The 25,252-nt window shown below is 74.0% G+C and carries 23 protein-coding genes and 1 tRNA gene; 11 read left to right on the forward strand and 13 right to left on the reverse strand.

From position 1 onward, the window contains the following. Nucleotides 1–25: 25 nt before the first annotated feature. Complete coding sequence (locus OG982_RS09485) at nucleotides 26–499, reverse strand: hypothetical protein (RefSeq protein ID WP_266948304.1); 474 nt, start codon at nucleotides 497–499, stop codon at nucleotides 26–28. Between the two features lie 125 nt (nucleotides 500–624). Between OG982_RS09485 and OG982_RS09490 the strand changes: the two genes are divergently transcribed. Then, the gene (locus tag OG982_RS09490) at nucleotides 625–1,248 is read left to right on the forward strand and encodes a hypothetical protein (RefSeq protein WP_266788040.1); all 624 of its coding nucleotides are present in this window, start codon (nucleotides 625–627) and stop codon (nucleotides 1,246–1,248) included. A gap of 31 nt (nucleotides 1,249–1,279) precedes the next feature. On the opposite strand, the gene OG982_RS09495 is transcribed toward OG982_RS09490, so the two are convergent. The 6 genes from OG982_RS09495 to OG982_RS09520 all read right to left on the reverse strand — a co-directional run bounded on the left by OG982_RS09495 (nucleotide 1,280) and on the right by OG982_RS09520 (nucleotide 8,583). Further along, the gene (locus OG982_RS09495; protein WP_266788039.1) at nucleotides 1,280–1,438 is read right to left on the reverse strand and encodes a hypothetical protein; all 159 of its coding nucleotides are present in this window, start codon (nucleotides 1,436–1,438) and stop codon (nucleotides 1,280–1,282) included. A 102-nt stretch (nucleotides 1,439–1,540) separates the two neighbouring features. Then, a complete protein-coding gene (locus OG982_RS09500) occupies nucleotides 1,541–3,082 on the reverse strand; it encodes a bifunctional phosphatase PAP2/diacylglycerol kinase family protein (RefSeq protein WP_266788038.1) in 1,542 nt (513 codons plus the stop codon). 89 nt (nucleotides 3,083–3,171) lie between these two features. Next, a complete protein-coding gene (locus OG982_RS09505; protein ID WP_266948306.1) occupies nucleotides 3,172–4,461 on the reverse strand; it encodes a TQXA domain-containing protein in 1,290 nt (429 codons plus the stop codon). Nucleotides 4,462–4,631: 170 nt separating this feature from the next. Next, nucleotides 4,632–5,039, reverse strand: coding sequence for a single-stranded DNA-binding protein (locus tag OG982_RS09510; protein WP_266788036.1), 408 nt, complete (start codon nucleotides 5,037–5,039; stop codon nucleotides 4,632–4,634). Between the two features lie 99 nt (nucleotides 5,040–5,138). Further along, the gene (locus tag OG982_RS09515; RefSeq protein ID WP_266948308.1) at nucleotides 5,139–6,971 is read right to left on the reverse strand and encodes a GTPase; all 1,833 of its coding nucleotides are present in this window, start codon (nucleotides 6,969–6,971) and stop codon (nucleotides 5,139–5,141) included. A gap of 4 nt (nucleotides 6,972–6,975) precedes the next feature. Next, on the reverse strand, nucleotides 6,976–8,583 hold the full coding sequence (locus tag OG982_RS09520) for a GTPase domain-containing protein (RefSeq protein WP_266788034.1): 1,608 nt from the start codon (nucleotides 8,581–8,583) through the stop codon (nucleotides 6,976–6,978). Between the two features lie 330 nt (nucleotides 8,584–8,913). Here OG982_RS09520 and OG982_RS09525 point away from each other — a divergent pair. Further along, nucleotides 8,914–8,986 (forward strand) — tRNA-Arg (locus tag OG982_RS09525). Between the two features lie 125 nt (nucleotides 8,987–9,111). Here OG982_RS09525 and OG982_RS09530 read toward each other — a convergent pair. Then, the gene (locus tag OG982_RS09530; RefSeq protein ID WP_266788033.1) at nucleotides 9,112–9,600 is read right to left on the reverse strand and encodes a phospholipase; all 489 of its coding nucleotides are present in this window, start codon (nucleotides 9,598–9,600) and stop codon (nucleotides 9,112–9,114) included. Nucleotides 9,601–9,870: 270 nt separating this feature from the next. Between OG982_RS09530 and OG982_RS09535 the strand changes: the two genes are divergently transcribed. Next, nucleotides 9,871–10,392 (forward strand): hypothetical protein, encoded by a 522-nt coding sequence (locus OG982_RS09535; protein ID WP_266948310.1) that lies wholly within the window; start codon nucleotides 9,871–9,873, stop codon nucleotides 10,390–10,392. Here OG982_RS09535 and OG982_RS09540 read toward each other — a convergent pair. Beyond that, nucleotides 10,389–11,159, reverse strand: a complete 771-nt coding sequence (locus OG982_RS09540; protein ID WP_266948311.1) for an alpha/beta fold hydrolase — start codon at nucleotides 11,157–11,159, stop codon at nucleotides 10,389–10,391. The genes OG982_RS09535 and OG982_RS09540 overlap by 4 nt on opposite strands. Before the next feature lie 87 nt (nucleotides 11,160–11,246). On the opposite strand from OG982_RS09540, the gene OG982_RS09545 reads away from it, so the two are divergent. The 6 genes from OG982_RS09545 (at nucleotide 11,247) to OG982_RS09570 (ending at nucleotide 17,815) form a co-directional block, all read left to right on the forward strand. After that, nucleotides 11,247–11,945, forward strand: a complete 699-nt coding sequence (locus OG982_RS09545; RefSeq protein ID WP_266948313.1) for a 4'-phosphopantetheinyl transferase superfamily protein — start codon at nucleotides 11,247–11,249, stop codon at nucleotides 11,943–11,945. A gap of 245 nt (nucleotides 11,946–12,190) precedes the next feature. Beyond that, nucleotides 12,191–12,634: a GNAT family N-acetyltransferase gene (locus OG982_RS09550; protein ID WP_266948315.1), complete on the forward strand. Its 444-nt coding sequence runs from the start codon at nucleotides 12,191–12,193 to the stop codon at nucleotides 12,632–12,634. Nucleotides 12,635–12,712: 78 nt separating this feature from the next. Continuing rightward, nucleotides 12,713–13,903, forward strand: a complete 1,191-nt coding sequence (locus OG982_RS09555) for a S8 family peptidase (protein WP_266948317.1) — start codon at nucleotides 12,713–12,715, stop codon at nucleotides 13,901–13,903. A gap of 196 nt (nucleotides 13,904–14,099) precedes the next feature. Then, nucleotides 14,100–15,392, forward strand: a complete 1,293-nt coding sequence (locus OG982_RS09560; RefSeq protein WP_266948319.1) for a hypothetical protein — start codon at nucleotides 14,100–14,102, stop codon at nucleotides 15,390–15,392. A 125-nt stretch (nucleotides 15,393–15,517) separates the two neighbouring features. Then, nucleotides 15,518–16,546 (forward strand): DUF916 domain-containing protein, encoded by a 1,029-nt coding sequence (locus tag OG982_RS09565; protein ID WP_266948320.1) that lies wholly within the window; start codon nucleotides 15,518–15,520, stop codon nucleotides 16,544–16,546. Nucleotides 16,547–16,618: 72 nt separating this feature from the next. After that, a complete protein-coding gene (locus tag OG982_RS09570; protein ID WP_266948322.1) occupies nucleotides 16,619–17,815 on the forward strand; it encodes a hypothetical protein in 1,197 nt (398 codons plus the stop codon). 160 nt (nucleotides 17,816–17,975) lie between these two features. Here the strand turns inward: OG982_RS09570 and OG982_RS09575 are convergent, their stop codons facing one another. The 4 genes from OG982_RS09575 to iolC are packed head-to-tail and all read right to left on the reverse strand — an operon-like array spanning nucleotide 17,976 to nucleotide 23,175. Beyond that, complete coding sequence (locus tag OG982_RS09575; protein ID WP_266788024.1) at nucleotides 17,976–19,475, reverse strand: CoA-acylating methylmalonate-semialdehyde dehydrogenase; 1,500 nt, start codon at nucleotides 19,473–19,475, stop codon at nucleotides 17,976–17,978. A 12-nt stretch (nucleotides 19,476–19,487) separates the two neighbouring features. Further along, entirely contained in the window at nucleotides 19,488–21,356 is a 1,869-nt protein-coding gene (iolD, locus tag OG982_RS09580; RefSeq protein ID WP_266948324.1) for a 3D-(3,5/4)-trihydroxycyclohexane-1,2-dione acylhydrolase (decyclizing), read from the reverse strand. Then, entirely contained in the window at nucleotides 21,353–22,267 is a 915-nt protein-coding gene (iolB, locus tag OG982_RS09585) for a 5-deoxy-glucuronate isomerase (RefSeq protein ID WP_266788022.1), read from the reverse strand. Before iolB ends, iolD begins: the two co-directional genes overlap by 4 nt. Next, the gene (gene iolC / locus OG982_RS09590; RefSeq protein ID WP_266792080.1) at nucleotides 22,258–23,175 is read right to left on the reverse strand and encodes a 5-dehydro-2-deoxygluconokinase; all 918 of its coding nucleotides are present in this window, start codon (nucleotides 23,173–23,175) and stop codon (nucleotides 22,258–22,260) included. The genes iolB and iolC overlap by 10 nt, the downstream gene beginning before the upstream one ends. 80 nt (nucleotides 23,176–23,255) lie before the next feature. Between iolC and OG982_RS09595 the strand changes: the two genes are divergently transcribed. Then, nucleotides 23,256–24,170 carry a sugar phosphate isomerase/epimerase gene (locus OG982_RS09595; RefSeq protein WP_266788021.1) on the forward strand — a complete coding sequence of 305 codons (915 nt, stop codon included), beginning with the start codon at nucleotides 23,256–23,258 and terminating at the stop codon, nucleotides 24,168–24,170. 25 nt (nucleotides 24,171–24,195) lie between these two features. Then, nucleotides 24,196–25,209 (forward strand): Gfo/Idh/MocA family protein, encoded by a 1,014-nt coding sequence (locus OG982_RS09600; RefSeq protein ID WP_266788020.1) that lies wholly within the window; start codon nucleotides 24,196–24,198, stop codon nucleotides 25,207–25,209. Nucleotides 25,210–25,252: the final 43 nt, after the last annotated feature.

The following is a 25,252-nucleotide window of genomic DNA, read 5'->3' on the forward strand; positions in this document are numbered from 1 at the left end:
GGTAGGCGGGGCCCGGGCTGCCAGGTCACGGCCTGAGGTGCGCGACCAGGAACACCACCCGGCGGTTCTCGCGGCGCTCCGTCTCGCCCGCCGGGACCGGGTGCACGAGGTCGGCGGCGCCGGCGGCGGCGGTGAAGATCGAGGTTCCGCGCAGATCGGCCACGGTCGCCGGCGGGGTGATGCCCGACGCCTGGAGGCGCAGGACGATCTGCCGGAAGAGCCATGCGGCGGCGGCGTCGGCGCGGCGCCGGCTCGCGTTGCGTTCGCTCTCGCGCCGCTGCTCGGGGGTCAGTCCCGGGGTGTCGTCCCGGTCGGAGTGGCCGACGACGGTGATCACGCAGGCCTGGCCGTCGAACTCCTCCGCGTTGGCCGCACGGTCCGCTACCTCCAGGTTGACCGCGTCCACGGCCGCCTGGGGCCGGGTCGCCAGGACGGCGCCGAAGTCGTACTGCCCCGCCCCGTAGCCCGGGATGGGGATCTCCGCCTCGAACTTGATCATGGTGGCTCCTTGGTGGATGCTGCGTCCGCTCCACCTTCCGCCGGGTTCCCGGGGGACGCACGGGCAAGGTCCGTCGCGGCGGGGTGGCGCCGGAGTCAGGACCCCTACCGCTTGGAGGCAGCACCGTGGGCGACACCCTGCTCGCGCTCAGCGTCGCGATAGTCGGCGTGACGGGCACGCTGTTCGCACCCGTCCTGTCCCACCGGCTTCTCGCGCGCGTCCAGTCCGACCAGTTCGAGCGCCAGGAACGGATGACCAACGCCCAGTGGCTGCGCGAGCAGCAGGCCATCGAGCTGGACAAACGGCGCGGTTGCTACGTCACCGCCAACTCCGGCTACCGCCGCTACCGCGTCGAGCTGATGAACTACCTGTGGCTCGTCCACAAGGGGGAGACCACCGCGCAAGGGCGGGCGGACCTGGGGGACGCCCGGCACGCGATGCACGCGTCCTTCGCCGAGGCCCAGATGGTCGCGTCCGATGCCGTACTGGAGGAACTGGACTCGCTGGCCCAAGCCCTCGCGCACGCGTACGACCGGGTCATGCGCCTGGAGGACGGCACCCCCGCACCGGACGGCTCGTTCGAGGACGTACAGGCCACGCTCCTGCGCATCAACGACGCGTGGATCGTCATGCGCAGCGCGATGCGGGCCGACCTGGGGCTGGATTCGGGAGCGGGGGGCCGCTCCTCGGTCGCCCCCGACGACGCCCCGGCCGCCGCGGACCTGCCCGCGGCGGCCGAGGAGCGCTGAGCCGGCCCCTCCTCGGACCCGGGCCCCGGGATCAGGCGCGGGCAGCCAGGTTCCAGCCGCTGTCGGCGCCCGATCCGGCGCCGGCGCCGGCTCCGGTGGCGTTCCAGCCGCTGTCGAAGGACAGGGCCGCGGACGGGGCGGGGGACGCGGTGACCGCTACGGCGGCCCGGGACGAGTTCACAGACGGCACCAGCTAACTCTTCACAAGCTTCATGATCATCAATCTGGCATCACTGTAGGGAAGCCTGCCGGTCCGGGTCGACCGTGGGACGAGACTTCGTCACGTTCTGACTCAATCCGAACGTTCGGGCCGGTACACGACGAGCGCGTCGGGCAGCTGGTCGATGACGAGGGCGGCCGGCGCCCGCGCGTACTCGCCGTCGTAGGCGAGGGCGGTGCCGGGCGGGATGTCGCCGACGCGCAGGCTGCGGAGCCGGGTGGCGGTGTGGACCGGCGAGCGGGAGAGCGGGCCGGTGAGGGCGGCGGCGAGCAGCCGCGGGGCGGGACGGCCGCCGCCGTAGACGAGGCGTACGTCGAGCAGCCCCTCGCCGAGGTTGTCGCGGCGGCGGGGCGTGGGGCCGGTGCCGTGGTACGTGCCGTTGCCCGCGAACAGCAGCCAGACGGCACGGGGCCGCCCCGCCAGCGTCAGCCGCACCGGCCGCTCGGCCCGCAGCACCCGCCACGCGGCGAGCAACGCCGCCGCCCCGCCTCCGATCCGCGGCCCCCACCGCAGCCGGTGCGCGAGCAGCTCGGGATACGCCCCGATGCTGAAGGTGTTCAGAAAGTACCCGGACCCGCCGCTTCCCGGGGCGGCGGTGGGGGCCGCGTCGGAGGTTGAGTCCAGGCCGACGACCGGGGTGCCCGTCGGGGTGAAGCGGCCCACGCCTACGTGGACGGCCTGGCCGGCGGCGATGGCGTCGCAGGTGTCCGCCGGGCCCGCGAGGCCGAGGTCGAGGGCGAAGTGGTTGAGGGTGCCGCCGGGGAAGACCGCCAGCGGCACGCCGGCCCGCAGGGCGGCGGTGGCGGCCGCGTTGACGGTGCCGTCGCCACCGCAGACGCCGAGCACCGCGGACCGGGAGGCCGCCGAGGCCAGCGTCTGCGCCAGGTCCGGGCCCTCGCACTCGATCAGCTCCGCCTTGGGCAGCCGGGCCCGCAGTACGTCGAGGCCCGCGCCGGCCGCCGTGCCCGAGCCGGAGTTCACCACCACGGTCAGCCCGGCCCCGTCGGGCAGCGCCGGCGCCCCGGCCGCCTTCCGCTCGTCACCGGGCACGACCCGGGCGTCCTCCGCGTCCCGCGCGAGCCGGTTGACGACGAACCCCGCCGCCGCCCCGAGCGCGGCGCCCGCCGCCACGTCCGACGGGTAGTGCACGCCCGTGTACACGCGGGAGAACGCCACCGACGCGGCCACCGGCGCCACGACGGCCCCCCACCCCGGGGACCGCAGTGCCAGCCCGGTGGCGAAGGCGAAGGCGGACGCCGAGTGCCCCGACGGGAACGAGGTGGTCTGCGGCTGCGTGGCCAGCTGCCGGACCGCCGGCACCCCGACCAGCAGCGGCCTCGGCCTGCGCACGGACCACTTCCCGACGGTGTTGACGGTCGCCGAGGCCAGCGCCAGCGAGGCGGCCCCGCCCAGGGCGGCCTTGCGCGCCCGGGCCGAACCGAAGACGGCGATCGCCGCGGCGGTCCCGCCCCACAGCACCCCGTGGTTCGCGGCCCGGCCGAGCGCGGGCAGCACCCGGTCGGCGCCGGGCCAGTGCCGTCGCGCCACCGCGTCGAACAACGCCCGGTCCCACCGCGCGACCGCGCCCCTCCAGGTCAGCTCCTGATCAGCCATTCCATCCGCCTACCCGAAGGTGCGGGGAGGGAATCAGCGCGCGCGATCGGGACCGCGGCGTCCGGCCCCGCCCGCCGGGGCCGGACCGCTCAGTTCTCCTCGTCCTCCAGCGGCCGCTTGCGCAGCAGCAGGACGACCATCCCGCCCAGTACCACCAAGCCCACCGCCAGCGAGGCGATCACCGGCGTGGCCGCGGAGCTGCCGCTGGTGGCCAGCCGCTCCCCGTCCGGGGTGTCCTCCGAGGCGGCCCCGGATGTCACCCCCGTGGCGGATCCGGCGGACGCCCCCGAGGCGCCCGCGGCCACCGAGCCCTGCCCGGGGGCGGTCAGCTCGCCGACCGTGACGGCGTGCGGGCTGACCCCCTCGCCCGACGGGACCGTCCGCGCCTTCGGCCACATCGCCTTCGCGGTGACGGTCGTCGCCGACTCGCTGGAGCCGGCCACGATCTGCGCCTGTGAGGGGATGCCGCTGGTGAAGACCCGCCCGACCGGCACCTTCGTGGCGCCCTGGACGGTGACCGAGGCCGACCCGTCGGGCGTGCCCACCGGCACCTCGAAGTACAGCCGGGTGCCGTTGGCGGCGGTGGTCAGCGGCCGCCCTTCGGCGTCCACCACCCGCACCCCCATGGCGGCGGCCGCCGCGTCGGGGGTCACGGTCACGCTCTGCGCACCCGTCCGCACCGTGATCGGGCCGAGCCGGCTGCCGACCGGTCCCGACACCTCGCCCGAGACCTCGCCCGGGTCCAGCCCCAGCGATGCCGGCGGCTCCGGCAGCTTGCCGGCGGCCCGCTGGAGGTAGTCGGCCAGCTTCTCCGCCGCCGGGTCCGCGGCCTCGACCTGGGCCCCGTCCGCCAGCCGCCAGATGGCCACCTGCGTTCCGGCGGCCGCGCTCTCCGCCGTGAGCGACCCGGCTCCGGCGGCCTTCGCGAGGCCCACCAGGTCGTTCAGCTGGGGGTAGGAGTGCTCCAGCACCCAGCGGATCCGGCCCGCCTCCCCGTTCCCCGCGAGCGCGCTCGCGCCCCATCCGCTCTCCGTGTACCGGGCCTGGGGCTGCGCGTAGCCCGCCGCGCCGACCCCGTAGGTCTGGAGCATGCCGCCGCCGTCGACCCGCATCTCGTACAGCCCTGCCGGGATCTGCCGGACCGAGCCGTCTCTGGTGCGCACGACCGCCTGGCCGTAGGTCTTCAGCCCGTCCAGCACGGCCCTCGCACCCTCCGGTGCGCGGCCCGCCGGGTCGGCGTCCGCGGCTGCCTGCGCCCCCGGCGCGGCGGCGAGGGCGGCGGTGAGCAGCGCCACCGCCAGCGGACGCCGGGCGGAGCCCCGTACCGGACCCGGAACGGAAGCGGAATCCGCGGCCGCGGCCCGGGCGGGAGCAGGCACGACAGGAGTATCCGGAACAGCGGTGCGAGCGGCGCCGGTTGAGGCCGTCCGCGACGCGGACGCGATGGTGGGTACGGAGGATGCGGGAACGGCAATCGACACAGTCTTCCCCTTCGGGCCAAAGACCCTGGTGCCCGTGAGTACCGGGGAATCCTAACCGCCTCGAACACTCAGACCACCGCCGCCTTCTGAGTGGCCATCAGCGGGACGTCCGTCCTGACGACCCTGCGGAAGGCCGCCGTACCGCGGCTGAGGTCGTGTCCGATGGCGATCGCGTCGATGTCCGCCGAGAACCAGCGGTTGCCCTCCGTGTCGGGCGGATCCTCCCGGACGCGCAGCCGGCCGTGCACCACGAGCGGTTCGCCGACCGACACGGACCCGGCCAGGTTCACCGCGAGGGTGCGGTGCGCCCACACCGTGTAGAAGCTGGTGGGCGCGTCCGTCCAGGTTTCCCTCTTCCGGTCGAAGTACCGCGGTGTCACCGCGAACCGGAACCTCGCCGACGGCCCGCTCGGCGTCTCCTTGAAGTCGATCTGCGTCGCCACATGGCCCACGAGCGTCACTCGGGTGTCGTTCATCCCGGCCACCCCTCCCCTGCGTACCGCACCCGTACGGACCATCCGCACGAGGTACGACCATGCTGGCGCGGCCCCCGGATTCCCGCTCCGGCCTGTGGATTACTGGCGGGTTGTGGAAAACTTCGCCACCGTCGCGTACTGCTCGCGCACCTCCCGGTAGCGCAGCAGTTCCGCCGCCACCGGCTCCAGCACCCGGGCCCGCCCGCAGCCGGCCGCCGCCTGCCGCAGCCGCCGCTCGGCGTCCTGCCCGTAGCGCCGGGCCGGCCCCCGGGCGGCGAGGGAGCAGGCCCACTCCACCAGCGGCCCGCCGACGATGCCCGCCACCATCAGCAGCACCGGCGGCAGCAGGCGCGGCTCCAGGACCCCGACGATCTGGCCGACCAGCCACAGCCCCCCGTAGACCTGGAGCAGCGTCATCGCGGCCTGTGCCAGCACCGCCGCCGGCCACCACGTGGGCCGCGGCGGCTTGGCGCCCGGCACGGCGACCGCAGCGCCCAGCGTCACCGCGATCTCGTCCAGCGCCTCCGGGAGCCGTTCGGCGCCCCGCACCGCGGTCTCGCGCACCGCCTGCGCCCAGGGGTCGGGCAGTCCGATGACCGCTTCCTCGGCGACGGTCCGTACCGCCTGCTCGACGCGCTGACGCGCGGTCACCTCCTCCTCGGCCGGCGCGTCGTAGGGCGTGTAGGTGCGCCCGATCGCCGCGAGGGCCGCCAGCCCGGCCAGCGAGCGCGGGGCGCGCCGGCTCTCGTACCACCGCCACAGCCGCAGCCACGGTGTCCCGCAGGCCTTCCCGGCGTTGCGGCGCCAGGCGCGCTCGGCGGCGAGCCCGGCCGCGTACGCCCCGACGGCCTCCGCGAGCCGGTCCTCGAACTCGGCGCGGGTGGCTTCGCCGATCTCGGGCCCGGCGTGCCCGTCGGCCACGTACAGCGGGCGCAGCCGTACGGCGGCCCGGTCCACGTCCGCCGAGATCCGCCGGGTCGCGGCTCCCTTCTCCTGGGTGAACTGTGCGAGGAGTTCGCGCAGTTCCCCGACGCCTTCACCCGTGAGGGCGGAGAGTCCGAGCACGGTGGCGCCCGGTTCGCCGTGCTCGCCGAGCGCGATGCCGTCGTCGTCGAGCAGTCGCCGCAGGTCGTCCAGTACGAGATCGGCCGACTCCCCCGGCAGCCGGTCCACCTGGTTCAGGACGACGAACGTCACCTCGGCGTGCCCGGCCAGCGGCCGCAGGTAGCGCTCGTGGAGCACCGCGTCCGCGTACTTCTCCGGGTCCACCACCCACACCACGGCGTCGACCAGTCCCAGCACCCGGTCCACGTGGTCCCGGTGCGCGCCGACCGCCGAGTCCAGGTCCGGCAGGTCGACGAGGACCATCCCGCGCAGCGCCTCCGCCTCCGAGGTCTCGCGGGGCCGCCGGCGCAGCCGTCCCGGGATCTCCAGCCGGTCCAGGAGCCCGGCGGCCCCGTCCGACCAGCTGCACGCGATGGGCGCGGCGGTGGTCGGGCGGCGCAGACCGGTCTCGGAGATCTGCACTCCGGCGAGTGAATTGAAGAGCGTGGACTTGCCGCTTCCGGTGGCTCCGGCGATCGCGACGACCGTGTGCTGCGGTGACAGCCCGCGGCGCGCGGCCGCCTCGTCGAGGACCCGGCCGGCCTCGGCGAGGGTCTTGCCGTCGAGCCGGGTCCGGGACAGTCCGACGAGCTGGCGCAGCGCGTCGAGGCGCAGCCGCAGGGCCTGCCCTTCGGGGCTGAGCGGGGCGGCGGGCGCCTTGCCGCCGTCGCTGCCCGCGCCGGAGACGGTGCCGGAGACGGCCCGTACGAGGGCGTCGTCGCCGTCCTCGCCGTCGCGCTCGTCGTCCTGGTCGAGGGCCTGGGGGCGCGAGCGCGCGATGAGTCCGTCGTCCCAGCGGTCGTCGGTGCGGTCGGTCAGGGCGGTCACGGCGTCACCTCTCCTTCTGCAGTACGGACAGCGCGGCGATCAGCTCGGCCTGTGGTTCCGGGGTCACTTCGAGCGCTTCCAGCGGTGCGAGGCGGCGGTCCCGTTCGGCGCGCAGCACCTGGTCGAGGTGGTCGCCGACGAGTTCCCCGCCCCGGTCGCGCAGCCGTACGGCGGCCTGGACGCCGATCCGTTCGGCGAGTTTCTCCCCGGCGGGCCGGGCCCGCTTGCCGCCGAGGAGGGCGGCGACGAGGAGGGCCGCGACCGCGTCGGGGTCGGGCGCGGGCTGCTTGTCGAGCTTCCCGACCTCTTCCTCGGCGAGTTCCTCCAGGACCCGCCGCCAGCGCCGTACGGCCATGCCGATACGTTCCGCCGCCTCCCGGTCGGGCGCGGGCAGGGCCACCGCTCCGGAGGCGGGTTCGCGCCGCCAGGCCTCGGCGATCCGCTCGTCTGCGGCGGCCACGGCGCACTGGAGGAGCGCGGCGAGGGATTCGGCGAGCGAGTCGAGCAGCTCGTCGGCGGTGGTGTCGAGCGGGTAGCCGCGCCAGCGGGTGAGCGCGTCCCCGGAGAGGACGGCGCCGCTGTCGAGCCGGCTGCGGACCCGCTTGCCCTCCCTCTTGTACGCGTCCTCGACGGCCGAGGTCAGCCGTACGGCGGCGGCGTGCTGGGCGGCGACGGCGGAGGCCAGCTCGGGCATCCGCCGCTTGAGGGAGTCCAGCGCGCCCAGCGCGGTGCGTCCGACGGCGTACTGACGGGCCGCCGGGTCCTGCGCGTGGTGGGTGAGCCAGGCGGACAGCGGCGCGACGGCGCTGGCCGGCAGCAGCCCGCCTCCGCCGGCCGATTCGGGCAGTTCGGGCACGGTGAAGCGCGGCACCTCGCCCAGCCCGGCCCGGGTCAGCAGCGCCCCGTACTGGCGGGAGACCTCGGCGAGCACCTGGTGCGGGACCCGGTCGAGGACGATGACGAGGGCTGCCTTGTACTGCTTCGCGGTGCGCAGCAGGTGCCAGGGGATGGCATCGGCGTAGCGGGAGGCGGTGGTGACCATGACCCAGACGTCGGCGGCGCAGATGAGCTCGGCGGCGAGGGTCCGGTTCTCGACGACGAGGGAGTCGATGTCGGGGGCGTCGAGGACGGCGAGCCCGCGGGGCAGGGTCGAGACGGTCTCGATCCGCAGCTCCCGGGTGGCGTGCGTGGTCCCGTGGGAGCCGTGGCGCTGCGGGGGTGGAGGGGGTTCCTCCTCCCCCTGCGGCGCCCAGACGCGCATCAGGTCGGGCAGGACCCGCATCCCGGCGAACCAGTAATGATCATCCGGATGGCAGACAAGCACCGGGGTGCGCGTGGTCGGGCGCAGCACCCCCGCCTCGCTGACCTGCCGTCCGACGAGGGAGTTGACGAGCGTTGATTTGCCGGCCCCGGTCGACCCGCCGACTACGGCGAGCAGCGGCGCCTCGGGCGCCTTGAGCCGGGGTACGAGGTAGTCGTCGAGCTGCGCGAGCAGCTCGGCTCTGGTCTGGCGGGCGCGTGGAGCGCCGGGCAGGGGCAGCGGCAGACGCACGGACGCGACCCGGTCGCGCAGGGCGGACAGGGCATCGAGCAGCTGAGGCCGAACATCCAAGGTCACCACATGCGAAGAATGCCCAATTTGGGACCATTTTTGAAGCTTATACGCCCTCTGCGCGCCGACCGCGACTTCAGCGGGACATGATGGACAGAGCGGACGAGTGGGGCGCAGGCATAACGAGTGCACAACACCCAGGGCGCCGCGGCGCAAAAGCGGTGCGAGAATCGCACCTGCCTGCGATTATCGGGACCGCTTCACCGAACCTCCACATCGTGGCACGCGGGTGAAGCAACCGGGACAAGGCAACCGGAGCCCTATCCTTGACCCGGCATGGACCACAGCCCCACCCCCACCCGGGGCTCCAGGCCACACGGCCACCTTCCGGCCCCCGTAGCTCAGTGGATAGAGCAGGTGCCTTCTAAGCACTTGGCCGCAGGTTCGAGTCCTGCCGGGGGCACTCTCCACGTCCCACCCCGGAGCCCTCCCTCAGTGGAGGGCTTTCGTGCAGGTCAGCGGGACTTTAGCGAGCAGGCCGTAGCGAGGCCGTAAGCACCCCGCCGAGCCGGTCGGTGCGGCTTCGGGTCAGGCCGCGGGGGTGTCTTGCGCGGGGACACCGAAGGCCTTGACCGCCTGGTAGTAGGTCCAGGCCGTGCCGGTGCAGGAGGTCTTCCTGGCTCCCGAGTACCGCGCGCAGACCCGCTTGAGGTCCGCGTGGAAGGCCTCGTCCAGACGGGACTTGTTGGCGTCGAAGGACCCGGCCGCCCTGTAGTTGCGGTAGCCGAAGTCGTGGCGGGCGCACGCGGTCCGGAAGGGGAACCCGAACGGGTTGTCCGGGGACGTGGTGCAGTAGTCGGTCGACCAGTCGAAGCCGTACGCCGACCACTGGCCCCGGTTCGCGCGCGCCGCGGCCCACGCGTCCTGGCTCGCCGCGCTGGTCCGCGTCCAGCCGCTGAGCACCTGGGGCTTGTCCGCGGGCGCGGCGGGGCCGGGGGTGGCGGACGCGGGGGCGGCGACGGCCAGGACGGCCGCCATGGCGGCGGCGGAAAGGGCGGGTACGGGACGACGGCGCACGGGAGTCCTCCGGGAGTTGGCGTCCGCCGCCCGGACTCCCGGGCGGCGGCTGGGGATCACTCTCGGAGAAGGAATATCGGCGCCGTCCGCGGTCCGGATGCGTTCGCGGCTTCACCGCCGGAACGGAGTACACGGAACTCGGGTGTGCCGGCCGGGACTCAGGTACGACGACCGGGACTCAGGTATGACGCCGTGTGCTACTTCCGGCAGACGTCCGGTTCGTCCTGGGGAGGGACGCGCCTCGGGGGTCGCGCGGCGAACACTTGTGGCATGAACCGCCGTCGCCCGCTCGTCGTCGCAGCAGCCACCGTGGGAGCCCTCGCCACCGCGGCCTTCGCGCTGCCCAACCTCCCGCCCAACCCGGTCACAGATGCCGTCAACGACCGCGTTTTCAAGGAGCGGCAGAAGCGGTTCGCGACCGCCGCCGAGGCACCGGCGCGCGGGGAGACCGCGTTCGCACTGCCGTCGTGGATACCCAAGGACGCCACCGACGTACGGATACGGGCGCGCACCAGCGGCGAGGCCCGGCTGATCCGGTTCACGCTGGGCGCGACCCCGCTGGACGGCCCGCAGTGCACCGCCGGGAGCCCGAAGCGGCTGGGCGCGACGGAGCTGGCCGCGAAATGGTGGCCGCGCGACACCCGGGCCGAGGAGCGGCCCGAGTGCCGGGACTTCCACCAGTACCAGGTCGCCGTGCGGGGCAAGCACGTCTACGCCTGGACCGACGGGACTCCCTCCCCGGGCTCCCGGATACCGGAGCGCACCACGGCCTCGGCCGGCGTGCGGCGTTAGTCGCGGGCGAGGGCGGCCGCCGTGGCCCGGGCGAAGGCCTTGGGGTTGTCCAGCATGATGTTGTGCCCGCAGTCCGGGACGGGGACGACGGCCACGCCGGCCGCCTCCAGCGCCTCGGCCCCCGCGAGCGGCCCGTCCGCCTCCGGGAGCAGGTAGGTGCGCGGGATCTTCAGCTCCAGCAGCAGCTCCCGCATGGTGGGCGTGGTACCGGCGGCGAGGTGGACCGCGGTGCGGTGCAGGGCGGCACGGTCCGCCAGCCGCATGGTGGACCACCAGTGCGCGCCGACCCGGTCGCGGACCTCGGCCCAGCCGCCTGCCAGGAACTCCTCCTCGGTGTAGGAGGCGATCCCGCTGCTGCCGACGGCGGCGGGGACCGGCGGCGCCGGGTCCAGGTTGGCGTCCACCAGCACCAGGCGGGAGACCAGCCGGGGATGCCGGGCGGCCAGCACGATGGCCACCGCGCCGCCCATGCTGTGCGCGATGACCTCGGCTCCGTCCGCGCCGGCCGCGTCGAGCGCCTGGGCCAGGGCGTCCGCGTGCGCCTCCAGGGTGTACGAGAACGCCTCGGGCCGGTCGCTGTGCCCGTGCCCGAGCAGGTCGACCAGCAGCGAACGCCGGCCGACCAGCAGCGGGTGCACGGCGCTCGCCGCGAAGTAGGCGGGCGAGGTCGAGCCCAGCCCGTGCAGGTACACGCGGGCGGGCTCCGCTCCGGGCAGTTCGACCCAGCGGATCCGGTCGCCTTCCGGTGTCACGACGGCGTTGTGCATGGTGGGAGTCCCCCTGGTATCGGTGCGGTGGAAAGGGCAAGCATCAGAGACAACCAGCGCGTCAACCGCCTCGTCTACCCTCAGCGGGTGACCGAGTACGTGAACCAACTCAGCGGCGACACACCCCTGATCGGCGCTCCTCCGGTCGGCACGGACATCACGGTGTGGTCCCTGGACACCACACTGGCCGCGGTCGGCGGGCTCCGGGTCGAGGAAGCGCTGCCGATCCTGGACGCGGCCGAACGGGAGCGGGCGGGGCGGCTGGTGCGGGCCGGCGACCGGCAGCGGTACCTCGCCTCGCACGTCGGGCTGCGGGTGCTGCTCGGCGGATACCTGGGGCTGGCGCCGGAGAAGGTCGCTCTGACGCGGGAGGACTGCCCGTGCTGCGGCGCTCCGCACGGCCGGCCGGCTGTGGTCGGGGGCGGGGTCCACTTCTCGCTGTCGCACAGCGGGGACCTGGCGTACTTCGCCTTCGCGGCGGCCGCGGTGGGGGTCGACGTGGAGGCCGTCCCGACCCCGGCGGCGGTGGCGGACGTGGTGGGTTCGCTGAACCCGGCGGAGAGCGCCGAGCTGACCGCGCTGCCCGAGGAGCAGCGGCGGGTGGCGCTGGCGCGGGTGTGGTCGCGCAAGGAGGCGTACCTGAAGGCGACGGGGGCCGGCTTGGCGCTGGGGCTGACCGAGCCGTACGTCGGGGCGGGGCCGGCGCCGGCGGTGGTGCCGGGGTGGGTGCTGCTGGATCTGGCGGCGCCTGTGGGGTACGCCGCCGCCGTTGCCCTCCGGGGGTGAACCGGACGCCGCCGGGGCGTGCCCCGGGCCTGCGCCTCGATCGCCGGCGGGGCTGGAGGCTTCGGTGCGGCGCCGTTGCGGGGGCTCCGCCCCCGGACCCCCGCGCCTCAAACGCCGGCGAGGCTGATTTTGCCGCCGGGGCTGTTTTGCCGCAGGGGCTGAATATTGCGCGGGCGGGGCTGAGGTCGCCACGCTGTGCGGGAAACGCGGTCGTTGCTCGTCGCGGGGCCATTATCGTGACGGCCATGGACATCCGCCCCGCCCGTACCGTCGCCGACTTCCAAGCCGCGGAGGGGCTCTTCGACGGCCCCGCCCGACTGGACTGGTCCGAGCGGTTCCTCGCCTCGCAGGGTCACCTGATGCTCATCGCCTACGTCGACGACATCCCCGCCGGCATGGTCTCCGGCGTCGAGATGACCCACCCCGACAAGGGCACGGAGATGTGCCTGTACGAGCTCTCCGTGGACGAGGGCTACCGCCGGCGCGGCATCGGACGCGCCCTGACCCTGGCCCTCGCCGACGAGGCCCGGGCGCGCGGGTGTTACGGCATGTGGGTGGGCGTGGACACCGACAACGAGGCCGCCCTCGCCACCTACGCCTCCTCCGGCGCCGAGGACGAGGGCCTCTTCACGATGCGCGGCTGGGTCGTCACCCCGGAACACCCCGGGCAGGCGCCCCACCCCGGGTAACTCCCCCGTCGGCGTGTCGTGCGCCCACTCGGCGCACCCTCCGCGCGCCCGCGCCGCGCCTCGCCGAGCATCGGCCGCATGACCGCATTCACCGCCCTGCTCCCGGCCGCCGCCCTGCTCGCGGCGGCCACCGCCCTGCCGCCCGGATCCGACGGCTCCGACGGCTCCGACGCCTCCGCCCACAACGCCGTCGCCCCGTACGTCGTGGTCCTCAAGGACACCGCCCGGCGGGCCCCGCTCCGCGCCCTCGCCGCCGAGGCGGCCGAGGCGGGCGACAAGGTCGGCGCCGTCTACAACACCGCCCTCAGCGGGTTCGCGGTCCGTACCACGGCCGCCCGCGCCGCCGCCCTGGCCAAGGACCCGCGGGTGGCCTCCGTGGAGCCGGACGCGGAGTTCCGTACCAACGACACCCAGACCCAGACCTCCGCGCCCTGGCCACTGGACCGCATCGACCAGCGCGAGCTCCCGCTCGACGGTTCCTACGCGTACGCGACCAAGGCGCAGGGGGTCACCGCGTACATCGTGGACACCGGGATCAACACCCTCCACCAGGAGTTCGGCGGCCGCGCCCGGGCGGGCTACAACGCCGTGTTCATGCAGTCCTCCGCCGACTGCAACGGCCACGGCACGCACGTCGCGGGAACCGTCGGCGGGGCCACGTACGGGGTGGCGAAGGGGGTCTCCCTGGTCGCGGTGAAGGTGGCCGACTGCCGGGGCTCGGGCAGTCTGTCGGACATCCTCAGCGGCCTCGAATGGCTGGTGAAGGACGCCGCCAAGACCCCCGGCACCCCGGCCGTCGCGAACATGAGCATGGGCGGGACCCCGAGCTTCGCCCTGGACTCGGCGGTCAGGCGGGCGGTGCGCGCCGGGATCACCTTCACGGTGGCCGCGGGCAACGACGGCTCGAACGCCTGCACCGGGTCGCCGGCCCGCGTGCCGGAGGCCATCACGGTCGGCGCGACCGACGCCGAGGACCGGCGGGCCCCGTTCTCCGCCTACGGCCCCTGCGTGGACATCTCGGCGCCCGGCGTGGCGGTGACCTCGGCCTGGAAGGGCTCGCCCACGGCCCTCGCCCGGGCGACCGGGACCTCCATGGCCGCCCCGCACGTGACGGGTGTCGCCGCGCTGATCCTGGCGGGCGGCACGGCGAAGACCCCGGCCCAGGTCTCCGAGGCCCTGGCACGCGCCGCCCTGCCCGACCACATCACCGGCCTCCCGGCCGGCACCCCGAACCGGCTGCTGCACACACCGGCCGACGGGCGGCCGTAGACCTCACCAACCGGTCGGTATCCGATGTGCCATCAGACCTGTTCTGATGGCACATCAATTTCTGTGCCCTTCACCCGAAAACAAGTCATTGACTTCTCATCACCGCGACGCGTCAATGTCGGCCACCGCACCGGCTCGACCTCCTCCACACAGCGGGTGGGGGGAGGGGTTCGTCTGACGAAGGAGTCGCGACCCAGTGAGTACAACGTTCCGACGAAGAGTTCTGGCCGGGGCGGGCGCGTTGTCCCTGGCCCTGACGGGTGGCGTCGTGGCCTTGACGGGCACGGCGCAGGCCGCGACCAAGACCACAGCGGTGTTCGTGGAGTGCGACGCCCCGGCGCCGCAGCCCGACGGTTCGGGCAATCAGAACTTCACGGTGACCGTGCCGGACGGCGCGAAGGCCGGGGACGTCGTCCCGATCACGATCGACCCGGGCGCCAGCCCGCTGATCCCGCAGTTCGCGGTGACCACCAAGAACACCACCAAGGTCGCCCTGCTCGTGGGCGGCTCCGCCCAGACGGTCACCGGCGCACCCGAGACGGTCACCGTCACCCCGGGCGTGCCCCTCGACCCGGGCCCGGTCACGGGCACCATCAAGATCCCGGACGGCACCGAGGGCCAGACGATCGACGTCAAGCTCGACCAGATGGTGACCGACGCCGACCTCGGCGGCACGGTCTTCACCACCGTCTGCACGCCGAAGCCGCGCCCCAGCGCCGCGCTCGGCTCGATCGCCGTCGAGGCCCTGCCCAAGGACCCGGTCACCACGAAGCTGACGCCCAACAGCGGCAAGGCGGGCACCGCCGTCGTCGTCACCGGCGCCAACTTCCCGGCCGGCCCGGTCACCTGTTCCGCGCTGCTCGCCGGTGTGGCCACCGGTGACGCCGGCACCGGCTCGGCGGCCGCGTCCGGCGCCGCCACCTGCAACATCACGGTCACCAAGAAGGCCGACGCCATCAAGATCGACGGATCGATCACCCCGTACAAGGCCTTCGTGTACCTGGAGGACCAGGCGGGCGTGAAGAACCCGGTCGACGTGGAGGTGCTGCCCGGACCGCTGGCCCTCGGCCCGAAGGACGGCCAGCCGGCCGTCAGCTTCGGCTCGGTCACCATCAACGGCAAGGCCCAGTCGGTGGTCGGCGTCTTCAACGCCGCGACCGTCCAGGACTTCCGCGGCGGCTCCCTCGGCTGGGACGTGACGGCGACGCGTACGCCGTTCCTGAACCAGACGACCGGCCACTCGATGGCGAAGGCGCAGATCGGCATCCAGCCGTCCTGCACCGTGACCAACCCGGACAGCCCGAGCACCTGCTCCGCGGGTACGCCCGGCGCGATCTCCGACACGCCGATGAAGGTGGCTTCCCAGGCCGCCGGCGGGGACGAGCTGACCGGTGGTGAGTTCGCCGTCGGCGGCGCCGGGATGATCCAGCTGCCGCCGTTCATGTTCGCCGACACCTACCAGACGGTCGTCACCTTCTCGATCGCCTGACCGGTCCGGCACGGCTCCAGGGTGGTGCGGCGCTCCGGCGCCGCACCACCTTTCCCGCTCTCCGCACCCGAAACGCGCTCTCCGCATCCGAAGAAAACGCCGCCCGTCCCGTCTGGAGACCGCCCATGCGCACCCGCACCTCCCTGTACGGTCTGCTCCTCGGCCTCCTCGTGCTGGGCTCGGGGCTGCTCCCGGCCGCCACCGCGACGGCCGCGGACAACGGCACCTGGGGCGTCTTCCCCACGCCCCCGGCCGGGGCGGCGATGACGGACCGCGCGTACTTCTTCCACCAGGGCGCCGCCGGGACCACCGTCAGCGACAGCGCGACGATCCTGAACTCCTCCGACAAGGAGCTGACGTTCCAGGTCTTCGCCACCGATGCCACGAACACCCGGGCGGGCGGCGCCTTCGCGCTGTACCCGGTCGAGACGAAGCCCGAGGACGTCGGCTCGTGGGTCGCGCTGCCCCCGGAGGCCGCGACCACCGTCACCGTGCCGCCCAAGGGCCGCAAGGACATCCCGTTCACCGTGAAGGTCCCCGAGGACGCCACTCCGGGCGACCACGTCGGCGGGATCGTCGCCGTCAGCACCGTCGTCGAGGGCGTCCGGCAGGACGGCAAGGTCCAGGTCGGCGTCAAGCGCCAGGTCGGCGCCCGCCTGTACTTCCGGGTGCCGGGACCGCTGACCCCCGGTCTGAGCGTGGAGAACGTACGGGTCGACCGGGGCGCGCCGCTGGTGCCGTGGGTCAAGGACGCCCGCGCCACCGTCTCGTACTCCCTGGTCAACCGGGGCAACGTGGTGATCGGGCCGAAGGTGACGGTGTCCGCCGAGGGCCTGTTCGGGCGGGAGGTGCTGGACCGGCCGGCCCGCGAGCTGAAGCTGGTGCTGCTGCCCGGCCAGCGGATCGACCTGACGGAACCCTGGCCGGACGCCCCGCAGTTGGACTGGGTGAGCGTCAAGGTGGCCGCGGGGGCGGCGGCTTACCCGGATCTGGCCTCGGAGTCCGAGACCGGATTCGTCGCCGTGCCGTGGCCCGCGGCGGGCGCGGCCCTGCTGCTGGCCGGCGCCGGGATCGCCTTCCGGGTGCTGCGGCGCCGGCGCCTGACTACCGGAGAACAAGCGGAACCCGCCCCGGACTTGGCTGACGCCCGCTGACCGGCGAGGGTGTCCCCCAGGGGACGGCGACGGCATTCGGCCATCGCCGCCGCAGGGGGGAAGGCACAGCGGATGGCACGAGAACACAGCGGGACCCGGCCCGACCCGTCGGCTCCCGCCGCCCTGGGCTTCGGGCTGCTGACCCGCGTCGAGGGCGCCCTGGGGACCGGAACCGCCGCCTACGCGCCCGGCGACGGCTGGATACGGCTCACGCTGCCGCTCGCGGACGGCGGCCCGGCGCCCGTCACCGTGGACGTGCTCGCCGACGCTGCCCGGGCGCCGCACGGGATCGCGTACCTGCTGCCCGGCGGCGGACTGAACTTCACCGCGGACTTCCTCACTGCGGGCAGCGCCCGTCGGGACGGCCTCGCCCAGCACCTGCGCCGCCAGGGCCTGCTCGTCGTCGGCGTCACCCCGCGCGAGGACGCCGCGACGGCCGCCGACGTCGGCGCCGGCTGGGGGCTCGCGGCGCACCGCCGGGATCTGGCCACGGTGGTGGGCGCGCTGGACTCCGTACTGCGGCTGCCGTACCAGTACGTCGGGCACTCGGCCGGGGCCGCCCTCGCGCTGGACGCGGCCGCGCACGACGAAGGGCCGCGGCTGCGCCGGGTGGTGGCCCTGGACACGACGGGCCCGTACGAGGGTGAGGCCGCGCTGCGGGCGGCCCGTACCCGGGATGCCTTCGCGGGCCTGCTCGCCCGGGGCACGTACGCCGTCGACCCGGGTCTCGCCCCGCTGATCGCCCGGGCGGTGACCGACCCGGCCGCCCCCTCCGCGGTGCCGTGGCCGCCGGATCCCTCGCTCCGGTTCACCGCCGCCGGGCTCGCGCATTTCGCGCTGATCCGGACCGCCTCCCTCCCCGGCGAGGCGAACTGGATCTACACCCGGGGCCACAGCGCCGGCGACTACGCCTTCGGAGCCACCCCGGCCGAGGACCGGTTCTCCCTGGCCCACACCCCGGTGACCGCCTGGCACGCCGCCACCGCCGCCCTGGGCAGCGGGCTGATCCCGGCCGCCCTGATGCGGGATCTCGCCGCCGTGTGGGCGGGGGACGGGACGACGTACGCGATCCCCTGGGAGCGGATCGGCGCCGAGGTGGTGTGGGTCAACACCGAAGGGGGCCGCGGCCACGAGCCCGGCGGTGCGGAGCTGATCCGGGCGGGCGGCAACGACCGGGTGCGCTTCGCGGTCGTCCCCGGCTACGGCCACGGCGACGCGGTGTGGAGCGCCACGGCGGCCGAGGACGTCTGGTCCCTCCTCGGCACCTGAGCGGGCGCAAGGACGGCATACGGAACTCGCCCCCCGCGTGAGGGATGCGGGGGGCGAGCGGCCGAGCCAGGGGTCAGCGGTCAGCGGTCAGGGGCCAAGGCGAGCGGTCAAGGCCGGCCGTCGAGGCGAGCGGTCAAGGCCCGCAGTCAAGGCCCGACCGTCAGTGGTTGCGCGGGAACCCGAGGTCCACGCCCGCCGGGGCATCGGCCGGGTCCGGCCAGCGGGTCGTGACGACCTTGCCGCGGGTGTAGAAGTGGATGCCGTCGTTGCCGTAGATGTGGTGGTCGCCGAAGAGCGAGTCCTTCCAGCCACCGAACGAGTGGTAGCCCACCGGCACCGGGATCGGCACGTTCACGCCGACCATGCCCGCCTCGATCTCCAGCTGGAAGCGGCGGGCCGCGCCGCCGTCCCGCGTGAAGATCGCGGTGCCGTTGCCGAACGGCGAGGCGTTGATGAGCGCCACGCCCTCCTCGTAGGTCTCGGCGCGCAGCACGCACAGCACCGGGCCGAAGATCTCGTCGCGGTAGGCGTCGGAGTCCGTCTTGACGTTGTCCAGCAGCGACAGCCCGATCCAGTGGCCGTTCTCGTTGCCCTCGACCGTGTAGCCGGTGCCGTCGAGGACGACGTCGGCGCCCTGCGCGGCCGCGCCCGTGACGTACGAGGCGACCTTGTCGCGGTGGGCGGCGGTGATCAGCGGGCCCATCTCGGAGGTCGGGTCGTTGCCGGGGCCGATCTTGATCTTCTCGGCGCGCTCGCGGATCTTCTCGACCAGCGTGTCGCCGATCGCGCCGACGGCCACGACGGCGGAGATCGCCATGCAGCGCTCGCCGGCCGAGCCGTAGGCGGCCGAGACCGCCGCGTCGGCGGCCGCGTCCAGGTCGGCGTCCGGGAGCACCAGCATGTGGTTCTTGGCGCCGCCCAGCGCCTGGACGCGCTTGCCGTTGGCGGAGGCGGTGGTGTGGATGTGACGGGCGATCGGCGTGGAGCCGACGAAAGACACGGCCGCGATGTCGGGGTGCGACAGCAGCGCGTCGACGGCCACCTTGTCGCCGTGGACCACGTTCAGCACGCCCGCCGGCAGACCGGCATCGCTCATCAGCTCGGCCAGCTTGTTGGCGGCCGACGGGTCCTTCTCGCTCGGCTTGAGGATGAAGGTGTTTCCGCAGGCCACGGCCAGCGGGAACATCCACATCGGGACCATCGCGGGGAAGTTGAACGGGGTGATGCCCGCGACCACGCCGATCGGCTGGCGGATCGAGGAGACGTCCACGCGGTTCGAGACGGACGTGGACAGCTCGCCCTTGAGCTGCGTGGTGATCCCACAGGCCAGCTCGACGATCTCCAGACCGCGCGCGACCTCGCCCAGCGCGTCCGAGTGCACCTTGCCGTGCTCGGCGGTGATCAGCTCGGCGATCGCGTCACGGTTGGCGTCCAGCAGCGCGCGGTAGGCGAACAGCACCTTGGTACGGGCGGCGAGCGAGGACTGGCCCCAGGTCTGGAAGGCGTCCTTCGCGACCTGTACCGCCGCGTCGACCTCGGCGGCCGAGGCGAGGGCGACCTGCGTGGTGACCTCGCCGGTCGCGGGGTCGGTGACCGGGCCGTAGTTGCCCGACGCGCCCTCGACGGTCTTGCCACCGATCCAGTGGTTGACGGTCTTCATTGCCTTGCTCCTTCACAGATGGCGACGTCGCTGCGCGGCTTGCCGGTCGTACTCTTCGCGGGCCTCGATCGCCGCCGCACGGGTCGCGGTCTCGGCCACAGGAACATCCCACCACGCCTGTGCCGGGGGTGGGCCCGACACAGTGTCGGGTGTTCGGGTCTGTGCGTAGACACATGTGGGACGGTCCGCCGCTCGCGCCTCCGCGAGGGCTTTCCGCAGGTCACCGACGGTGTGGGCGCGGATCACGGCCATCCCGAGGGAAGCGGCGTTGGCCGCGAGGTCCAAAGGCAGCGGCGCGCCGCTGTACACACCGTCCACCGCCCGGAAGCGGTACGCCGTCCCGAAGCCCTCGCCGCCCACCGCCCCGGAGAGGCCGCCGATGGAGGCGTAGCCGTGGTTGTCGAGGATGACGACCTTGACCGGGATGCCCTCCTGCACGGCGGTGACGATCTCGGTCGGGTTCATCAGGTACGTCCCGTCGCCGACCAGCGCCCACACCGGGCGGCCGGGCGCGGCCAGCGCCACCCCGATGGCGGCCGGGATCTCGTAGCCCATGCAGGAGTACCCGTACTCCACGTGGTACTGGTCGGCGGACCGGGCCCGCCAGAGTTTGTGCAGGTCGCCGGGGAGCGAGCCGGCGGCGTTGATCAGGATGTCGCCGTCGTCGACGAGCGCGTCGAGCAGCCCGAGCACCTGGGCCTGCGTCGGGGCGTCGTCCTCGCGGGAGACGGCGTAGGCCCGGTCGACGCGCTCCTCCCAAAGCCGTTTGCCTTGCCTGTACGCGGACTCGTACGCGGCGTCGACCCGGTACCCGGCAACCGCCCGGCGGAGCCCCTCCAGTCCTTCGCGCGCGTCGCCCACGAGGGGCCGGGCGGCGAGTTTGTGGGCGTCGAACGGGTCGAGGTTCAGGCCGACGAACCGGACGGCCGGATCCTGGAAGAGCGTCGCGGAGGCGGTGGTGAAGTCCGTCAGCCGGGTCCCGGCGGCGATCACCAGGTCGGCCCCCCGCGCCAGCTCGGCGGCGGCCGCCGTCCCCGTGTGCCCGACCCCGCCCACCTCGGCGGGATGGTCGTACGGGAGGACGCCCTTGCCCGCCTGGGTGGTGGCCACGGGGATCCCGGTGGCCCCGGCGAACTCCGCCAGGGCGGCCTGCGCCCCGCTGTGCCGGATCCCGCCGCCGGCGATGAGCAGGGGGCGCGCGGCGCCCCGTACCGCCTCGGCGACCGCGGCGAGCTCCGCCTCGTCGGGCCGGGGCCTGCGCACGCCCCACACCCGCTCGCGGAAGAACTCCTCGGGCCACTCCCACGCCTCAGCCTGCACGTCCTGCGGCAGCGCGAGCGTGACGGCGCCGGTCTGCACCGGGTCGCTGAGCACCCGCATCGCCTGGAGCGCGGCCGGGATCAGCGCCTCGGGCCGGGTGACGCGGTCGAAGTAGCGGGAGACGGGCCGCAGCGTGTCGTTGACGGAGATGTCGCCCGCGTGCGGAACCTCCAGCTGCTGGAGCACCGGATCCGCGGGCCGCGTCGCGAAGCTGTCGCCGGGCAGCAGGAGCACGGGGATCCGGTTGATGGTGGCGAGCGCCGCCCCGGTCACGAGGTTCGTCGCCCCGGGTCCGATGGAGGTGGTGACGGCGTGCGCGGACAGCCGGCCGCACTGGCGCGCGTACCCGACGGCGGCGTGCACCATCGCCTGCTCGTTGCGGCCCTGGAGGAACGGCATCTCCTCGCGGCCGGTCTCCAGGAGGGCCTGGCCGATGCCGGCGACGTTGCCGTGGCCGAAGATCCCCCAGGTGGCGGCGATGAGCCGGTGGCGCCCGCCGTCGCGCTCGGTGTACTGGCGCGCGAGGAAGCGGACGAGGGCCTGGGCGACGGTGAGCCTCATCGGGTCTCGTCCTCGTCTCGGCGGAGCGGCCGGGGGTAGAAGGGGAGCCGGGGGTCGATGCCCTGTCCGGCCCAAGTGCCACGGATCCAGGCGTGGTCGGGATGGTCGCGGATCAACCACGCGCGGGGCGGTCCCGGCGGCCCGGCCATCACGTTGAGGTAGTACATGTGGTGCCCGGGCGCGGCGATGGACGGCCCGTGCCAGCCGTCCGGAATCAGCACCGCGTCCCCGCTCCTCACTTCGGTGAGGATGTCGGTCTTCCCCGCCGGGGAGGGGGTGACACGCTGGTAGCCGAGGCCGGGGGTGTCACCGTGCGGGGCGATCTCGAAGTAGTAGATCTCCTCCAGCCTCGATTCCCGGCCGGGGTGGTCCTCGTCGTGCTTGTGGGGCGGGTACGAGGACCAGTTGCCGCCGGGGGTGAGGACCTCGACCGCGATGAGGCGGTCGCAGTCGAAGGTGTCGGCGGCGGCGAAGTTGTTGACCTGGCGCGAGCACTGGCCGGCCCCGCGCAGCTCGACGGGGACGTCCGCCGCCGCCCCGTACCGGGCGGGCAGCCGCCGCTCGCACCGGGCTCCGACCAGCGCGAACCGGCCGCCGGCGGCGGAGACGACCTCGACTTCCGCGTCCCGGGGCGCGTAGGCGAAGTCACTGACCGCGCTGAACACCCCCTCCCGGCCCCGCAGTTCGAACACCGACGCCGACGCCGACACCGCCCCGTCAGCCTCGGGCGACGCCGCCGGCGAGGCGCCCGGCGAGGCACCCGGCTCCGCGCAGCGGACCACGCAGGCGCCGGCCAGCGGGAGGACGATCCACTCCCGCTCCCCGCACGCGTGCGCGTACGTCTCCCCCGCGCCCAGGCTCAGCACCCGCAGCGCGGTGTGCTCCGTCTCGTACGACGCGGTCACCGGCACGACTCCAGCACCTCCTCCACCTCGGCGGGGAACGGCATCGCCGTCGAACACGCCAGCCGCGTGGCGACGATCGCCCCGGCCGCGTTCGCGTAGCGCATCGTCCGCTCCACGTCCCATCCGGCGAGCAGCCCGTGACACAGCGCGCCGCCGAACGCGTCGCCCGCCCCTAGGCCGTTGACCACTTCCACCCGGACGGGCGGGACTTCGACCGCCGTGCCGTCGCGGTGCACCGCGAGCACGCCCGCGGGGCCCTGCTTGACCACCGCCAGTTCCACCCCGGCGGCCAGCAGCGCCCGCGCCGCCGCGTACGGCTCCTTCTCGCCCGTGGCGATCGCGCACTCCTCCAGGTTGCCCACCGCGACCGTCGCGAGGCCCAGCGCCCGCTCGTACCAGGGGCCGGGCTCGCTCGACCACAGCATCGGCCGCCAGTCCAGGTCGAAGACGGTGGTCCCGGACTTGGCCCGGGCCTCCAGGGCGCCCAGCGTCGCGGCGCGGCTCGGCTCCTCGCTCAGTCCCGTCCCCGTCATCCAGAACACCTTCGCGGCGCGCACCGCCGCCGTGTCCACCTCCCCCGGCTCGATCTCCAGGTCGGGCGCCTTCGGCGAGCGGTAGAAGTACAGGGGGAACCGGTCCGGCGGGAAGATCTCGCAGAACGTCACCGGGGTCGGGTACGCGGCGACCTCCGCCACCCACCGGTCGTCGACCCCGAACCCGCGCAGCTCCGCCCGCAGATACGCCCCGAAGGGATCCGCTCCGGTCCGGGTGATCACCGCCACCCGCCGCCCCAGCCGGGACGCCGCGACCGCGACGTTCGTCGGCGATCCGCCGAGGAACTTCCCGAAGGTGTCCGCCTCCGCCAGCGGTACGCCCGTTCTCAGCGGGTAGAGATCAACCCCGATGCGCCCCATCGTGATCAGGTCGAAAGCGTTACCGTCCCCGGTAGTCACCGGCAGTCCTCCCACTCGTCTCGCACCCTAAGGTGGCCGTCATGACCTCCTCCCCACCCCCGTTGACCCGTATCCGCGTCGGTTCGGCTCCGGACTCCTGGGGTGTCTGGTTTCCCGACGATCCCCGGCAGACCCCTTGGGAGCGTTTCCTCGACGAGGTGGCCGACGCCGGCTACGAGTGGATCGAACTCGGCCCGTACGGCTACCTCCCCACCGATCCCGCCCGCCTCGCCGACGAGACCGCCAAGCGCGGGCTGCGCGTCTCGGCCGGGACCGTCTTCACCGGACTCCATCACGGGCCCGGCGTCTGGGAGGACACCTGGGAGCACGTGTCGCGGATCGCGGCGCTCACCCAGGCCATGGGCGCGGCCCATCTCGTCGTGATCCCGTCGTTCTGGCGGGACGACAAGACCGGCGAGGTGCTGGAGGACCGCACGCTCAGCCCCGCGCAGTGGCGCGAACTGACCACCCAGACCGAGCGGCTGGGCCGGGAGGTCGCGGACCGCTACGGGCTGCGGATCGTCGTGCACCCGCACGCCGACACCCACATCGACACCCCCGAGAACGTGGCCCGCTTCCTGGACGCCACCGATCCCGGGCTGGTCTCCCTCTGCCTGGACACCGGGCACTACGCGTACTGCGGCGGCGACAGCGTCCAGGCCATCGAGGCCTTCGGGGAGCGGATCGGCTACCTCCACCTCAAGCAGGTGGATCCGGCGATCCTCGCCGAAGTGGTGGCCGGGCAGGTCCCGTTCGGGCCGGCCGTGGCCCGGGGGGTGATGTGCGAACCGCCGTCGGGGGTGCCCGCGCTGGAGCCCGTGCTGGCCGCCGCCGAGCGGATCGGCGTGGACCTCTTCGCCATCGTGGAGCAGGACATGTACCCCTGCCCGCCGGACAAGCCGCTGCCGATCGCCCGCCGCACCCGTTCCTACCTGCGCTCCTGCGGCGCACGCTGACCCCGCTCCGGGAAGGACCTCGCACATGAGCAGCACCCTCGGCATCGCCGTCATCGGCACCGGGAGGATGGGCGCCGACCATGCCCGCCGGATCGGCCACACGGTCGGCGGGGCCCGGGTGGTGGCCGTGGCCGACCCGGACGGGGACCGGGTCAAGGAGGTCGCCCGGGGCTTGGAAGGAGCCGGCGCCTACACGGACCCGGCGGCCGCCGTGGCCGCCCCCGGGGTGGAGGCCGTCCTGATCGCCTCGCCGGGACCCGCCCATGAGGAAGCGATCCTGCACGCCCTGGAGCGGGAGCTGCCGGTGCTGTGCGAGAAGCCGCTGACCCCGGATGCGGCGGGGGCGCTGCGCGTCATGGAGGCGGAGCGGCGCCTCGGCCGCAGGCTCGTCCAGGTGGGCTTCATGCGGCGCTACGACGCCGAGTACGAGCGGCTGAAGGCGCTCCTGGACGCGGGCGCCATCGGGCGGCCGCTGTTCCTGCACTGCCGGCACCGCAACGCCTCCTCGCCCTCGTGGTTCACCAGCGACATGCTGATCAGCGACTCGGTGGTGCACGAGGTGGACGCCGCCCGCTGGCTGCTGGGCCAGGAGATCACCGCCGTGACGGTGCTCTCCCCCAAGCCGTCCTCGGCGGCCCCCGAGGGGCTGAGCGATCCCCGGCTGGTCCTGCTGGAGACCTCCGGCGGGGCGATCGTCGACGTGGAGATCTTCGTCAACTGCGGCTTCGGCTACCAGGTTCGATGCGAGGCGGTCGGCGAGTCCGGCAGTGCCCGGATCGGCGACGGCCACGCGATGGTCGTCGAGTCCGCCGGCCGCTGGGGCGGGGAGATCGCCCAGGACTTCACCGTCCGGTTCGCCGACGCCTACGACCGCCAGCTGCGGCGCTGGGTGGCGCAGGCCGCCCGGGGCCGGGTCGAGGGTCCGACCGCATGGGACGGCTACGCCGCGGCGGCCGTCTCCGAGGCGGGCCTCACCGCCGGGCGTACCGGCGTGCGGACCGAGGTGGAACTGGCCGAACGGCCACCGCTGTACCGCTGACCCCAGGTGCCGCTTCCGTCACGGCCGTCACCCTTGTGTCACG

The sequence above is a fragment of the Streptomyces sp. NBC_01551 genome, assembly GCF_026339935.1.
Taxonomy (GTDB): domain Bacteria; phylum Actinomycetota; class Actinomycetes; order Streptomycetales; family Streptomycetaceae; genus Streptomyces.

Coding starts and splice junctions, on each gene's coding strand:
- OG982_RS09485 (WP_266948304.1), bottom strand. CDS start 499: ATGATCAAGTTCGAGGCGGAGATCCCCATCCCGGGCTACGGGGCGGGG.
- OG982_RS09500 (WP_266788038.1), bottom strand. CDS start 3,082: ATGGCTGATCAGGAGCTGACCTGGAGGGGCGCGGTCGCGCGGTGGGAC.
- OG982_RS09510 (WP_266788036.1), bottom strand. CDS start 5,039: ATGAACGACACCCGAGTGACGCTCGTGGGCCATGTGGCGACGCAGATC.
- OG982_RS09535 (WP_266948310.1), top strand. CDS start 9,871: ATGAACCGCCGTCGCCCGCTCGTCGTCGCAGCAGCCACCGTGGGAGCC.
- OG982_RS09540 (WP_266948311.1), bottom strand. CDS start 11,159: ATGCACAACGCCGTCGTGACACCGGAAGGCGACCGGATCCGCTGGGTC.
- OG982_RS09550 (WP_266948315.1), top strand. CDS start 12,191: ATGGACATCCGCCCCGCCCGTACCGTCGCCGACTTCCAAGCCGCGGAG.
- OG982_RS09555 (WP_266948317.1), top strand. CDS start 12,713: ATGACCGCATTCACCGCCCTGCTCCCGGCCGCCGCCCTGCTCGCGGCG.
- OG982_RS09565 (WP_266948320.1), top strand. CDS start 15,518: ATGCGCACCCGCACCTCCCTGTACGGTCTGCTCCTCGGCCTCCTCGTG.
- OG982_RS09570 (WP_266948322.1), top strand. CDS start 16,619: ATGGCACGAGAACACAGCGGGACCCGGCCCGACCCGTCGGCTCCCGCC.
- OG982_RS09575 (WP_266788024.1), bottom strand. CDS start 19,475: ATGAAGACCGTCAACCACTGGATCGGTGGCAAGACCGTCGAGGGCGCG.
- iolD (WP_266948324.1), bottom strand. CDS start 21,356: ATGAGGCTCACCGTCGCCCAGGCCCTCGTCCGCTTCCTCGCGCGCCAG.
- iolC (WP_266792080.1), bottom strand. CDS start 23,175: ATGGGGCGCATCGGGGTTGATCTCTACCCGCTGAGAACGGGCGTACCG.
- OG982_RS09595 (WP_266788021.1), top strand. CDS start 23,256: ATGACCTCCTCCCCACCCCCGTTGACCCGTATCCGCGTCGGTTCGGCT.
- OG982_RS09600 (WP_266788020.1), top strand. CDS start 24,196: ATGAGCAGCACCCTCGGCATCGCCGTCATCGGCACCGGGAGGATGGGC.